The organism is Streptomyces sp. NPDC006339, from assembly GCF_040612775.1.
Classification (GTDB): Bacteria; Actinomycetota; Actinomycetes; order Streptomycetales; family Streptomycetaceae; genus Streptomyces.
The window spans coordinates 1-14,094 of sequence record NZ_JBEXQW010000091.1; the positions used below are offsets into that span (position 1 = coordinate 1).

The following is a 14,094-nucleotide window of genomic DNA, read 5'->3' on the forward strand; positions in this document are numbered from 1 at the left end:
GCACGCGGCGGTGCCGGGGGCGGCGGCCGGGGCGGGGGCCGTCCCCGGAGCGGTGGTGGTCCCGGACGCGCCCGCGGACGTGCCGCCGCGCTGGCGCGGGAGCGTCGGGAGCGTCGGGAGGGCCGGGAGGGCGTCCTTCATCGTGCCGTTCGTCAGCCAGAGGGAACCGCTCATGCCCACGCGCCTTCCATCAGGCCGGTGCGCCACGGGTCGGTGAGGCGGACCGTCCAGTCGTCGGGTTCGGGCCTCGGCGCGGCGGGCCGGCCGGCGAGCTCCAGGTAGATGCGGCGGAAGCCGTCGACCGAGCGGTGCAGGGTGAAGCGGTCGACGACCCGTTGCCGGGCCCTGCGGGCGAGGTCGGCGCGGCGGGTGGGGTCGCGCAGCAGGTCGGTGACGGCGGCGGCCATCACGGCCGGTTCGCGGGGCGGCACGACGAGGCCGGTGTCGCCGACGGCCTCGCGCACGCCGCCGACGTCGGTGGAGACGGTGGCGCGGCCGCAGGACATGGCCTCGATGAGGGAGAAGGGGAAGCCCTCGCTGATCGAGGAGAGCATGACGACGTTGCCGGCCGCGTAGGCCCCCGCGACGTCGGAGGCGCGGCCCTCGAAGGTCACGCCGTCGGTGACGCCGAGTTCGGCCGCCAGCTTCTCCAGACGGGTGCGGTAGTCCTCGTTGCCGGCCGGGACCGGGCCGAACAGGCGCAGCCGCAGCTCGGGGAGTTCGGCGCGGCAGATCGCGTACGCCCGGATCAGTGTCTCCAGGTCCTTGATGGGGTCGACGCGGCCCACCCAGCTCAGGGTGGGGGTCTCCGGTTCGGGTCCGGCCCAGGGGAAGGCGGTGGGGTCGACGCCGTTGTAGACGGTGCGGATGCGGTCGGCGGGGGCGCCGCCGCGTTCCTCCCAGCGCCGGTTGTAGCGGTTGCAGGGGGTGATGAGGTCGGCCTTGCGGTAGCCGAGGGAGTTGAGCTCCCGGTAGAACCCGAGGAGGAACGATTTGACGGGGAAGCGCTGGGGCTCGGTGCGGTAGCCGAGGTAGCGCTCGCGCAGATAGATGCCGTGTTCGGTGAGCAGGAAGGGCACCCCTTCGAAGTGCTGGGCGGCGAGCGCCGGGAGGGTGGCGAGCCCGCTGGAGACGGCGTGCGCGACACGGCCCTCGGGGATCCGGGCGGCGAGCGGGCGCAGGGCGTGTTCCAGCAGGTCGGTGGCGGTGAGGGCGTCGTGGACGGTGGGCCGGGCCGCGGCCGTCGGCAGGTGCGGCATGGACCAGATCCACATGAGCGAGCGGAGCGTGCGCTCGGAGCGCAGGGCGGCGGTGAGCCGTCCGTCGCGGGCGAGTGCGGCCAGGGCGAGGAGCTCTTCGCCGAAGTCGCAGCCCGCGGCGGGGTCGAGGATCGAGAGCAGGAAGCGTTCACAGGTGTCGAGGAAGCGGCGGCGGGCGGGGCCGCGGGGCGCCCTGCCGCGCGTGGGGCTGCCCCAGAGCGGGAAGGCGGTGTGCAGCGAGAGGTTCGGAGGCAGTTCCCAGGCGACGGGTTCGCGGCCGCTGCCGGTGAGGGCGAGGACCTGGAAGTCGACCTCGGGCATGCCCCGGATCAGTTGGTCGCACCAGGTGCTGACGCCGCCGTGGACGTGCGGATAGGTGCCTTCGGTGAGCATGGTGACATGACGGCCACTGCTCGGCATGTGCGGTGTCCCCCCGGAACGTGAACGGCTGGTGGCGGCGATCAGGTGGTCGGCAGTCGGAGGGTGATCGCGCTCTGGAGCGGTTCGGGTGCGGTCCAGGCCGACCGCGTGCCCGCGTACGGGCTGCCGAACGCCGTGGTCCCGAGGAGGAGTTGCTTGCGCGTGCCCTCGGGGGCGGTGACCGGGACGGCGATTCCGGCGGGCGCCTTGACGGTGACGGTGGCGCCGACGCGGTAGGCGGTGACCTGGCCGGCGGCGAGCGCCGCCTCCCAGGCCGTACGGCGGCTCAGCTCGGCCCCGACCTCCCGCTGCGGCGGGTTGACGAGCGGGGTGTTGGCGGCGAAAAGCTCCCGGTAGTCGGCGAGGACCTTGTCGAGGACCGGGTAGAGGAGGCGCTCCTCGGCGAGGTTGGACTGGTGGACGTAGTGCGGCCGGGGGTCGTTGCCGAGGACGTGGGAGAGGGCGGTGCGGGCCTCCTGCGGCACGATGTGGGTGGCGTAGCCGGTGGCGGTGTCGAGCGGGGCGGGCAGGCAGGCGGAGGCCGGGTTGTCCTCGCAGAGGCCGCTGCCGCCGTCGGCGCGCGAGGTGTGGATCCAGTTGTACTCGTCGGTCATCTCGGCGGCGGTGCCCACGTTGTAGTACACGTTCATGGGGTGGCGGGGGACGGTCAGCGCGGCGCCGTGGCCGGTGCCGACGGAACGCTGCCCCGGCTCGCGGGAGTTGTCGCTCGCGGTCCACCGGACGCCGTTGTCGGCGAGCGCCGGGGCGAGGTTCGGGTTGTCCACGGGCTGCTGCGGCAGGGTCCTGAGGCCGGAGTGCTCGCCGGTGACGAGTTCGGTGCGGTCGACGGAGATGCCCTTGCCGTACGCCCAGTCGAGGTTGGCGCGGATCTGGGCGGAGATCTCGGCGCGGCTCGTCCACCTCGTGGCGCCGGTGGTGTCCTTGGCGCAGCTCCAGGGGACGGTGGTGGTGTCCTGGACGCAGCCGAGGAAGGGGTGGGTGTAGGTGTGGTTGATCCACCTGTACCGGTCGCGGTCGGCGATCAGGCGGGCGGCGAGCGGGTCGGTGCCGCCGTGCTCGGCCTTCCACTGCTCGCCCTGGCCGCCGTTGTAGACCATGTCGAGGAGGAACCCGGAGGACTTCTGCCAGGCGGCGGCGTGGGCGGCGTCGGCGGCGGTCATCCGGATGGGGTTCTCGCCGGCCTCGCCCTGGCCGCCGGGGCAGTCGAGGTCGCCGGGCGTGCAGTCGCGCACCGGGTCCCAGCGGGCGTCGGGCGCGAGGACGTCGTCGACGTGCACGGAGAGGTAGTTGCGGCTCCCGCCGAGGTGGACGCCCTGGGTGAGCCATTCGACGATGCCGCGGGCGAGGACCCGGAACTGGCGCTGGTGCGGGTTGTAGGCGAAGGTGACGACGAGTTCGCGCCGCCCGTCGTGGGCGTACTCGCCGACCAGGCTGATCCGGCCGCCGTCCGCCGCGGGCATGTCGAGGTAGCTGGTGTATCCGGCCCGGGGGCGGCCCGCGTAGCCGTAGCTCTCGGAGACCTCCGGGTCGTTGTCCTCGAAGGTCACCGGGCCGCGCAGGTCGCGGAAGGGGCCGGCCTGTCCGGCGGGGGTGACGTGGGCGCGGGCGCCGTCGAGGACGCCGGACCAGCCGCCGTCCGACGTGTAGTCGAGGCCGACGCCGGGGTGGGCCCAGGTGGAGGCGTCGACCTGCGGGATGCCGTACGCCTTCTCGTACGCGACGAGCGCGGCGTGCTCGGCGGAGTCGGGGCCGAAGGCGGCCTCGTGCGGCAGGACGACGCCCTGGTAGCGGGCGCGCGGCCGGCCGGTCGCGCCGTCGCCGGGTTCGCTGAGGAAGCCGGGGGTGAGGAGCGGGCGGTGCTCGTCGTTCAGGTCGAGGGTGCGGTACGGGACGCCGGTGCTCTTCAACTCGGCGGTGATGGCCCGGATCGCGCTGCCGCCGTCGTCGACGACGAGGACGGTCAGGTCGACCCGCGGGGCCGGCTCGGCGGCGCCCGCCTGCGCGGAGGGCACGACGGTGGCGAGCAGTCCGGCGGCGGCCAGCGCGGCCAGCCTGGCGGCCCTGGGGGCGCGGACCGAGCGGGGTGTGCGGGCCCGCCGGCCGCGGCCGGTGGCCGGGACGGGGGCGGCGGCGGTGGTTCTGGGCGTGCGGAATCGGCCGGAGTCCATCGGTGGGTGTCCCCCCTCGGCAGGCGCCCGCCGGACGGCGGGTCCTGTGGAGATGTCGCAGATGAGGCGAAGGGCGGTGGGGCGTCCTCGCGCGGTTGAGGCGAGTGTGGGACGAGGCCGGCGGGCCCGGGACGTAAACCCGAAAGAGACACCTCGGACGAGTGAATCAAAGCCCCCGTGAGCGAGAGCGGTGAGCGAGCGTAGGCTCATTCCCGGCGCTCATCGGGCCGAAATACGATGCGGCGGGCACGGTCGGCCCATCCCTCGACCGCCACAGAACTCAACGGAAGCGAGATTTCACCACCGTGACTGCTCTCACTCTCAGCACCGCCGGAGCGGCGACGTTGCGCGCCGACGCCGTCGTGGTCGGCGTCGCGAAGTCCGGCAAGACGCTCGTCGTGGCCCCCGGCGCCGAGGCCGTCGACCAGGCATTCGACGGTGGTCTCGCCGCCGTCCTGGAGACGCTGGGCGCCTCCGGCGCCGAGGGTGAGGCGACCAAGCTGCCCTCCCCCGCCGGTCTCAAGGCCCCGGTCGTCCTGGCCGTCGGCCTGGGCTCCGCCCCCGAGGACGGGGACGCCTACCGGGGCGAGGCTCTGCGGCGCGCCGCCGGCGTTGCCGCCCGCTCCCTGACCGGCTCGAAGAAGGCCGGCTTCGCGCTGCCGATCGCCTCGCCCGCGGACGCCGGCGCCGTCGCCGAGGGCGCCCTGCTCGGCGCGTACGCCTACACCGCGTACCAGGAGAACGGCCCGGACCGGAAGAAGCCGCTGGCCGAGGTCGCCCTGCTCGGCGCCAAGCCCCGCGACAAGGCCCACAAGGCCGCCGTGGAGCGCGCGATCGCCGTCGCGGAGGAGATGAACCGCGCCCGCGACCTGATCAACCAGCCGCCGAACGACCTGACCCCGGCCGCCTTCGCCGCCGCCGCGCAGGCCGCCGGCAAGGAGCACGGTCTGAAGGTCCAGGTCCTCGACGAGAAGGCGCTCACCAAGGGCGGATACGGCGGCATCCTGGGCGTCGGCTCCGGCTCGGAGAACCCGCCGCGCCTCGTCCGCATCGCCTACACGCACCCGAAGGCGGAGCGGACCCTCGCCCTGGTCGGCAAGGGCATCACCTACGACTCGGGCGGCATCTCCCTGAAGCCGGCCGGGCACAACGAGACGATGAAGTGCGACATGAGCGGTGCCGCCGCCGTGTTCGCCACCGTCGTGGCCGCCGCCCGTCTGGGCCTCGCCGTCAACGTCACCGGCTGGCTGGCGCTGGCCGAGAACATGCCGTCGGGCTCCGCCGTCCGCCCGGGCGACGTGCTGCGCATGTACAGCGGCAAGACCGTCGAGGTCCTCAACACGGACGCCGAGGGCCGGCTGGTCCTCGCGGACGCCCTGACCAAGGCGTCCGAGGAGAACCCGGACGCGATCGTCGACGTGGCCACCCTGACCGGTGCCATGGTCCTGGCGCTCGGCAACCGCACCTTCGGCATCATGGCCAACGACGACGACTACCGCACCGCGATCCACGAGATCGCCGAGGAGGTCGGCGAGCAGTCCTGGCCGATGCCGCTGCCGGCGGACCTGCGCAAGGGCATGGACTCCCCGACCGCCGACATCGCCAACATGGGCGAGCGGATGGGCGGCGGCCTGGTGGCCGGTCTGTTCCTGCAGGAGTTCGTGGGCGAGGGCATCACCTGGGCCCACCTGGACATCGCGGGCCCGGCCTTCCACGAGGGCGCCCCCTACGGCTACACCCCGAAGGGCGGCACGGGGTCCTCGGTCCGCACGCTGGTGCGGCTCGCGGAGCTGACCGCCGAGGGCGAGCTCTGATCACACGGTGATCCGTACGGCCCCGGGGACGCGAGCCCCGGGGCCGTACGCGTACCCGGTCGCGTTCGCCCGTGACGAAATCCGTAGGCGCGACGAAATCCGTAGGTTCGTACGCCTCCGCCACCCGCCCGTACGGACGATCGGCCGTCTCACTGCCCGGCCCCGCGTCCCGTCGTCCGGCAACAAGTGCGAAGATGGGTTCTCGGCAGGACAGGGCCCCCACCACAGGGCCGAAGAAAAGCGGCCGGAACCAGCCGCCGCCCCGTCACCGAAGACGGGCGACGAGCGCACATGCATGGAGGACGTGACGTGGCGAACGACGCCAGCACCGTTTTCGACCTAGTGATCCTCGGCGGCGGTAGCGGCGGTTACGCCGCGGCGCTGCGCGGAGCGCAGCTTGGCCTGGACGTCGCACTGATCGAGAAGAACAAGCTCGGCGGCACCTGCCTGCACAACGGCTGCATCCCGACGAAGGCCCTGCTCCACGCCGGCGAGGTCGCCGACCAGGCGCGCGAGGCGGAGCAGTTCGGTGTCCGTGCCTCCTTCGAGGGCATCGACATCAAGGCCGTGCACAAGTACAAGGACGACGTGATCTCGGGCCTCTACAAGGGTCTGCAGGGTCTCGTCGCCTCCCGCAAGGTGACGTACATCGAGGGCACCGGTCACCTGTCCTCCCCCACCTCCGTCGATGTGGACGGCCGCCGCGTCGAGGGACGTCACGTCCTCCTCGCCACCGGCTCCGTGCCGAAGTCCCTGCCGGGTCTGGAGATCGACGGCAACCGGATCATCACCTCGGACCACGCGCTGACCCTGGACCGGGTCCCGGAGTCCGCGATCATCCTCGGCGGCGGTGTCATCGGCGTCGAGTTCGCCTCGGCCTGGAAGTCCTTCGGCACCGACGTCACGGTCATCGAGGGCATGAAGCACCTCGTCCCGGTCGAGGACGAGAACAGCTCCAAGCTGCTCGAGCGCGCCTTCCGCAAGCGCGGCATCAAGTTCAACCTGGGCACCTTCTTCCAGTCGGCCGAGTACACCGAGAACGGTGTCAAGGTCACCCTCGCCGACGGCAAGACCTTCGAGGCCGAGGTGCTGCTCGTCGCCATCGGCCGCGGCCCGGTCTCGGCCGGTCTCGGCTACGAGGAGCAGGGCGTCGCGATGGACCGCGGCTATGTCCTCGTCGACGAGTACATGCGGACCAACGTGCCCACGATCTCCGCGGTCGGCGACCTGGTCCCGACGCTCCAGCTCGCGCACGTCGGCTTCGCCGAGGGCATCCTGGTGGCGGAGCGGCTGGCCGGTCTGAAGACCGTCCCGATCGACTACGACGGCGTGCCGCGGGTGACGTACTGCCACCCCGAGGTCGCCTCCGTCGGCATCACCGAGGCCAAGGCCAAGGAGATCTACGGCGCGGACAAGGTCGTCGCCCTGAAGTACAACCTCGCGGGCAACGGCAAGAGCAAGATCCTGAAGACCGCGGGCGAGATCAAGCTCGTCCAGGTCAAGGACGGTGCCGTGGTCGGCGTCCACATGGTCGGTGACCGCATGGGCGAGCAGGTGGGCGAGGCGCAGCTCATCTACAACTGGGAGGCGCTGCCGGCCGAGGTCGCGCAGCTCATCCACGCCCACCCGACGCAGAACGAGGCTCTCGGCGAGGCCCACCTGGCCCTGGCCGGCAAGCCTCTGCACTCGCACGACTGACGCTCACGTCATCTACGGGCGCGACGACCACTTTCCGCAATTCGTGAGGAGCAACTGAAACCATGTCGGTTTCCGTAACCCTGCCGGCGCTCGGCGAGAGCGTCACCGAGGGCACCGTCACCCGCTGGCTCAAGGCCGAGGGTGAGCGTGTCGAGGCCGACGAGCCGCTGCTCGAGGTCTCGACCGACAAGGTCGACACCGAGATCCCCGCCCCCGCCTCGGGCATCCTGGCCTCCATCAAGGTCGCCGAGGACGAGACGGTCGAGGTCGGCGCCGAGCTGGCCATCATCGACGACGGCTCGGGCGCCCCCGCGGCCGCCCCGGCGCCCGCCGCCGAGGCCGCCCCGGCTCCGGCCCAGGAGGCCCCGGCTCAGGAGGCCCCGGCCGCCCCGGCGCCGCAGGCCACCCCGTCCACCGACGTCCAGGAGCCGGCCCCGGCCCCGACCGCCGAGGCCACCGCCGGCGGCGGCTCGGCCCAGGGCACCGACGTCGTCCTGCCGGCGCTCGGCGAGTCCGTCACCGAGGGCACCGTCACCCGCTGGCTGAAGTCGGTCGGCGAGACCGTCGAGGCCGACGAGCCGCTGCTCGAGGTCTCCACGGACAAGGTCGACACCGAGATCCCGGCCCCGGCCTCCGGTGTGCTGCTCGAGATCGTCGTCGGCGAGGACGAGACCGCCGAGGTCGGCGCGAAGCTGGCCGTCATCGGCGCCGCCGGTGCCGCCCCGGCCCAGGAGGCCCCGGCCCCCGCCGCCGCTCCGGCCCCGGCCCAGGAGGCCCCGGCCGCTCCGGCCCCGGCCCCCGCTCCGGCGGCCCCGGCCGCTCCGGCGCCCGCCCCGGCCCCGGCTCAGCCCGCCGCCCCGGTGGCCGCTCCGGCTCCGGTGACCCCGGCTCCGGCCGCCGCCCCCGCCGCCGCTGCCCCGGCCCCCGCCGCCGCACAGCCGGCGGAGGACGGCGCCTACGTGACCCCGCTGGTCCGCAAGCTCGCCACCGAGAACGGTGTCGACCTGGCGGCCGTCAAGGGCACCGGCGTCGGCGGCCGTATCCGCAAGCAGGACGTCCTCGCGGCCGCCGAGGCCAAGAAGGCCGCCCCGGCTCCCGCCGCCGCCCCGGCCGCCGCCGCTCCGAAGGCCCCCGCCCTGGAGGTCTCCCCGCTGCGCGGCCAGACGGTCAAGATGACCCGCATGCGCAAGGTCATCGGCGACAACATGATGAAGGCGCTGCACGGCCAGGCCCAGCTCACCACGGTGGTCGAGGTCGACATCACCAAGCTGATGAAGCTGCGCGCCCGGGCGAAGGACGCCTTCGCCGCCCGTGAGGGCGTCAAGCTCTCCCCGATGCCGTTCTTCGTGAAGGCGGCGGCCCAGGCGCTGAAGGCCCACCCGGTCATCAACGCCCGGATCAACGAGGACGAGGGCACGATCACCTACTTCGACACCGAGAACATCGGTATCGCGGTGGACTCCGAGAAGGGCCTGATGACCCCGGTCATCAAGGGTGCGGGCGACCTCAACATCGCCGGTATCTCCAAGGCCACGGCGGACCTGGCGGGCAAGGTGCGCGCCTCCAAGATCACGCCGGACGAGCTCTCGGGCGCGACCTTCACCATCAGCAACACCGGTTCGCGCGGTGCGCTGTTCGACACCGTCATCGTGCCGCCGAACCAGGTCGCCATCCTGGGCATCGGCGCCACCGTGAAGCGTCCGGCCGTCATCGAGACCCCCGAGGGCACCGTGATCGGCATCCGCGACATGACCTACCTGGCCCTGTCGTACGACCACCGGCTGGTGGACGGCGCCGACGCCGCCCGCTACCTGACCGCCGTCAAGGCGATCCTGGAGGCCGGCGAGTTCGAGGTCGACCTCGGTCTGTAAGGCGCGGGGCCGAAAGGCAACGTAACAAGCCTCACCTGCGGCGCCCCCGTCCGGATGTGTTTCCGGGCGGGGGCGCCGCCGTATTGTCTAAGGGTCCAGTGACTCCTAAGGAGCGGCCCCCATGACCATGCCCGTCGTCCATTCGCTGCGCGAGCAGATCCGCGAGCACATCGTGGAGGGCATCGTCAGCGGACGCTGGAAGCCGGGCGAGCGCATCGTGGAGCGACGGATCGCGACGGAGCTGGAGGTCTCGCAGACCCCGGTCCGGGAGGCGCTGCGGGAGCTGGAGTCGCTGCGGCTGATCGAGTCGGCGCCCAACAAGGGCGTCCGGGTGCGGAATCTGACGGCCGCCGACCTGGAGGAGAGCTATCCCGTACGGGCCGGTCTGGAGCAGATCGCGGCGGAGCTGGCGGCGCCCCGGCTGTCGGCGGACTGCTCGGCCCTGGAGCCGCACGTGGCGGCCCTGTACGAGGCGGACGCGGTCTCCGACGGCACGGCGCAGGTGCGGCACACGGTGGCTTTCCACCGGGAGCTGGTGAAGGCGGCCGGGAACAGCGTGCTGCTGCACACCTGGGAGGGCCTGGGCATCGAGGTGTTCACGGCGCTGTCGATCCGCTGGCTGGGCACGGTGCAGAAGTCGTACGCGGAGGAGCACCAGGAGCTGGTGGAGGCGTTCCGCCGGGCCGATCCGAACATCGGGGCGCTGGTGAAGGCGCATGTGCTCGGCTGCGCGCCGCGCGCCTGAGCCGAGGCCCCGCGCCCGAGCCGAGGCTCGCGCCTGAGCCTGCTGTTTTTGGCCACCGTCCTTCGCGGGTCCGCCGTTTCCGGCGGGCCCGCTCGTTTGTGCGAGGGGCTTCTCAGACTTCCAGGCCCGCCTGCGAAAACAAGGCACCGGGTGCCCTTCCGGGCGGCACCCTGTGCCGACTTTGGCGCTTCGGGCATCTTTTTCTCTGCGAAGCTTTGATCGATCATCGATCGGCGGCTTACAGTCTTCGGCGGGCCGTACCCCGGCCCACCGCCCTGTCCTGCCAGACAAGGCCCCTTTATCTCCACCCCCACCTGTCCGGAAGGCGGCGATCATGACCGATCCCGTAGGCAAGATTCCGAGCGAGCTCGACCAGCTGCCGGACCGTGACACCGAGGAGACCGCCGAGTGGGCGGCCTCCCTGGACGCCGTCACCAAGGCCGCCGGCCCCCACCGGGCCGCCTACCTGATGCGCCGCACGCTCCAGCACGCCGAGGGCGCCGGCCTGGCCCTGCCCAAGCTCCTGGAGACGGACTACGTCAACACCATCCCCACCTCCGCCGAGCCGGTCATCGACGGCGACGAGGAGATGGAGCGGAAGATCACCGCCTGGAACCGCTGGAACGCGGCCGCGATGGTCACCCGCGGCGCCAAGCACGGCGTCGGCGGCCACATCGCCACTTTCGCCTCCGCGGCCTGGCTCTACGAGACCGGCTTCAACCACTTCTTCAAGGGCAAGGAGTCCGGCGACGCCGCCGGCTCCGGCGACCAGCTCTACATCCAGGGCCACGCCTCCCCCGGCATCTACGCCCGCGCCTTCCTCGACGGCCGTCTGAACGAGACGCACCTCGACAACTTCCGGCAGGAGGCCGGCGGCAACGGCCTGCCCTCCTACCCGCACCCGCGCCGCCTGCCCTGGCTGTGGGAGTTCCCCACCGTCTCCATGGGCCTCGGCCCGCTCTCCGCGATCTACCAGGCGCGCTTCAACCGCTACCTGACCAACCGCGGCATCAAGGACGTCTCCTCCTCGCACGTCTGGGCCTTCCTCGGCGACGGCGAGATGGACGAGCCCGAGTCGACCGCCGCCCTCGCGCTGGCGGCCCGCGAGGGTCTGGACAACCTGACCTTCGTCGTCAACTGCAACCTGCAGCGCCTCGACGGCCCGGTCCGCGCCAACTTCAAGATCGTGCAGGAGCTGGAGGCCCAGTTCCGCGGCGCCGGCTGGAACGTGATCAAGTCGCTGTGGGGCAACGCCTGGGACGAGCTGTTCGCGCTCGACACCACCGGCGCCCTGGTCCGCCGCCTCCGCGAGGTGCCGGATGCGCAGGTCCAGACGTACCAGACCCGCGACGCCGCCTACATCCGCGAGGACTTCTTCGGCAAGGACCCGGCGCTCGTCGAGATGGCGAAGCTGCTGAGCGACGACAAGATCCTCGAGTGCTTCCACCTCTCCCGCGGCGGTCACGAGCCGCGCAAGGTGTACGCCGCGTACAAGGCCGCCGTCGAGTTCAAGGGCGCGCCGACCGTCATCCTGGCGCAGACCGTGAAGGGCTTCACCCTCGGTGAGGGCTTCGCGTCGAAGAACGCGAACCACCAGATGAAGAAGCTGTCGACGGACGAGTTCAAGAACATGCGGGACCTCCTGGAGCTCCCGATCTCCGACTCCCAGTTCGTCGACGGCGTGGTCCCCTACGGCCACCCGGGCGCCGACTCCCCGGAGGTCCGCTACCTCCAGGAGCGCCGCGCGGCCCTCGGCGGCCCGGCCCCGGCCCGCCGCGTGCACCCGCTCGCGCCGCTGCCGGCCCCGGCCGAGAAGACCTTCGCCGCCTTCGACAAGGGCTCCGGCTCGCAGTCCGTCGCCACCACGATGGCCTTCGTGCGCCTGATCAAGGACCTGGTCCGCGACAAGGAGACCGGCAAGCGCTGGGTGCCGATCGTCCCCGACGAGGCCCGCACCTTCGGCATGGAGTCGCTGTTCCCCTCGCTCGGCATCTACTCGCCGAAGGGCCAGACGTACGAGCCGGTCGACCGCGACCAGCTCATGTACTACAAGGAGGCCGTCAACGGCCAGATCCTGAACGAGGGCATCACCGAGGCCGGCTCGATGGCCGACTTCATCGCCGCTTCGACGTCGTACGCGACGCACGGCGAGGCGATGATCCCGTTCTACATCTTCTACTCGATGTTCGGCTGGCAGCGGACCGCCGACCAGATGTGGCAGCTCGGCGACCAGCTCGGCCGCGGCTTCCTCGTCGGCGCCACCGCCGGCCGCACCACCCTGACCGGTGAGGGCCTCCAGCACGCCGACGGCCACTCCCCCATGATCGCGGCCACCAACCCGGCGGCGCTGACCTACGACCCGGCGTTCGCCTACGAGGTCGCGACCATCGTCAAGGAGGGCCTGCGCCGCATGTACGGCGAGGCGGCCGAGGGCGAGGACCAGAACGTCTTCTACTACCTCACCGTCTACAACGAGCCCCTGCCGCAGCCGGCCAAGCCGGCCGGCGCCGGGATCGACGAGGGCATCATCAGGGGCCTCTACCGCTTCAACACGGCCGAGTCGGCCGGCCTGGAGCTGCCCGCGAACGCCTCGCGCATCCAGCTTCTGTCCTCCGGCACGGCCATCCACTGGGCCCTGGAGGCGCAGAAGCTGCTCGCCGCCGAGTGGGGCGTGGCCGCCGACGTGTGGTCCGCGACCTCCTGGACCGAGCTGCGCCGCGACGCGCTGGAGGCCGACGCGGCCCTCCTGCGCGGCGAGGAGCGCGTGCCGTACGTCCGCCAGGCCCTGGCGGGCGTGGACTCCCCGGTCCTGGCCGTCTCCGACTACATGCGCCAGGTCCCGGACCAGATCGCGCAGTGGGTCGAGCAGGACTACAGCTCGCTGGGCGCCGACGGCTTCGGCCTGTCGGACACCCGCGAGGCGGCCCGCCGCCACTTCGGCGTCGACGCCCAGTCGATCGTGGTCGCCGCCCTGGCCCAGCTCGCCCGCCGCGGCGAGGTCCAGGCGACGGCCGTGAAGGAGGCGCGCGAGCGCTACGGCCTGTAAGGGCCACGGAGAACACAGGGGCACGGGCGGCACGCATGATGGGGTCATGCGTGCCGCCCGTCTCATCAAGATGGTCCTGCTGCTGCAGAACCGCCCGTCCATGACCGCCGCCGAACTCGCCGCCGAGCTGGAGGTGTCGGAGCGGACCGTCACCCGCGACGCCCTCGCCCTCTCGGAGGCGGGGGTTCCGGTGTACGCGGACCGGGGGCGGGCGGGCGGCTACCGCCTGGTCGGCGGCTACCGGACCCGGCTGACGGGGCTGGCCCGCGGGGAGGCGGAGGCGCTGTTCCTGTCCGGGCTGCCGCAGGCGCTGCGGGACATGGGTCTGGAGGACGCGGCCTCGGCGGCCCGCCTGAAGGTGTCGGCGGCGCTGCTGCCGTCGCTGGCGGACGCGCCCCGGTCGGCGGCGCAGCGCTTCCATCTGGACGCGCCCGGCTGGTACCAGGAGCCTCGGACACCGGAGCTGCTGCCGGCGGTCGCCGAGGCGGTGTGGGACGACCGGCGGATCTCCGCCCGCTACCGGCGCGGTGACGGCGAGGTGGAACGGGAGCTCGAACCGTACGGCCTCGTGCTGAAGGCCGGCGTCTGGTACGTGTGCGCCCGGGCGGGCTCCTCGTACCGCACCTATCGGGTGGACCGGTTCACGGACGTCGTGCCCGGCGAGGAGCACTTCGTACGGGACGCGGACTTCGACCTGGCGGGGTTCTGGGCCGAGCGGTCGGCCGAGTTCGCGCGCTCCCTGCTGCGCGCGGAGGTGGTGCTGCGGCTCACCGAGGCGGGCGCGCGGCGGCTGCCGTACGTGACGGACCGGGCGGCCGCCGAGGAGGCGCTGGCGGCGGCCCGGGAGGAGGACGGCCGGGTGCGGGTGACCCTGCGGGTGGAGAACGAGGAGGTCGCCTTCGGCCAGTTGCTGGGGCTCGGGCCGGAGGCGGAGGTCCTGGCCCCGGCGGCGCTGCGCGAGCGGTTCGCGCAGGCCTCGTGAAGGCCCGTCCCGGGGCCCCCACCGCACAGGGAGACAGGACCATGCAGAACACCGAGAGCCGATCGTGCTG

8 protein-coding genes are annotated in these 14,094 nt (G+C 72.5%); 6 read left to right on the top strand and 2 right to left on the bottom strand.

The genetic code is table 11. The annotated features are described in order from the left end of the window. Nucleotides 1-170: 170 nt before the first annotated feature. Complete coding sequence (pelF, locus tag ABZ135_RS37790) at nt 171-1,679, bottom strand: GT4 family glycosyltransferase PelF (RefSeq protein WP_356702766.1); 1,509 nt, start codon at nt 1,677-1,679, stop codon at nt 171-173. 41 nt (nt 1,680-1,720) lie between these two features. Further along, nucleotides 1,721-3,868, bottom strand: coding sequence for a hypothetical protein (locus tag ABZ135_RS37795; protein WP_356702768.1), 2,148 nt, complete (start codon nt 3,866-3,868; stop codon nt 1,721-1,723). A gap of 305 nt (nt 3,869-4,173) precedes the next feature. On the opposite strand from ABZ135_RS37795, the gene ABZ135_RS37800 reads away from it, so the two are divergent. From ABZ135_RS37800 to ABZ135_RS37825, 6 genes are all read left to right on the top strand, one after another. After that, on the top strand, nt 4,174-5,682 hold the full coding sequence (locus ABZ135_RS37800; RefSeq protein ID WP_356702770.1) for a leucyl aminopeptidase: 1,509 nt from the start codon (nt 4,174-4,176) through the stop codon (nt 5,680-5,682). Between the two features lie 309 nt (nt 5,683-5,991). Next, nucleotides 5,992-7,380, top strand: a complete 1,389-nt coding sequence (gene lpdA, locus ABZ135_RS37805; protein WP_356702772.1) for a dihydrolipoyl dehydrogenase — start codon at nt 5,992-5,994, stop codon at nt 7,378-7,380. Nucleotides 7,381-7,442: 62 nt separating this feature from the next. After that, nucleotides 7,443-9,251: a 2-oxoglutarate dehydrogenase, E2 component, dihydrolipoamide succinyltransferase gene (gene sucB, locus ABZ135_RS37810; protein ID WP_356702774.1), complete on the top strand. Its 1,809-nt coding sequence runs from the start codon at nt 7,443-7,445 to the stop codon at nt 9,249-9,251. Nucleotides 9,252-9,372: 121 nt separating this feature from the next. Then, a complete protein-coding gene (locus tag ABZ135_RS37815; protein ID WP_356702776.1) occupies nt 9,373-9,996 on the top strand; it encodes a GntR family transcriptional regulator in 624 nt (207 codons plus the stop codon). A 334-nt stretch (nt 9,997-10,330) separates the two neighbouring features. Continuing rightward, nucleotides 10,331-13,042: a pyruvate dehydrogenase (acetyl-transferring), homodimeric type gene (aceE, locus tag ABZ135_RS37820; RefSeq protein WP_356702778.1), complete on the top strand. Its 2,712-nt coding sequence runs from the start codon at nt 10,331-10,333 to the stop codon at nt 13,040-13,042. Between the two features lie 46 nt (nt 13,043-13,088). Further along, nucleotides 13,089-14,024, top strand: coding sequence for a YafY family protein (locus ABZ135_RS37825; protein WP_356702780.1), 936 nt, complete (start codon nt 13,089-13,091; stop codon nt 14,022-14,024). Nucleotides 14,025-14,094: the final 70 nt, after the last annotated feature.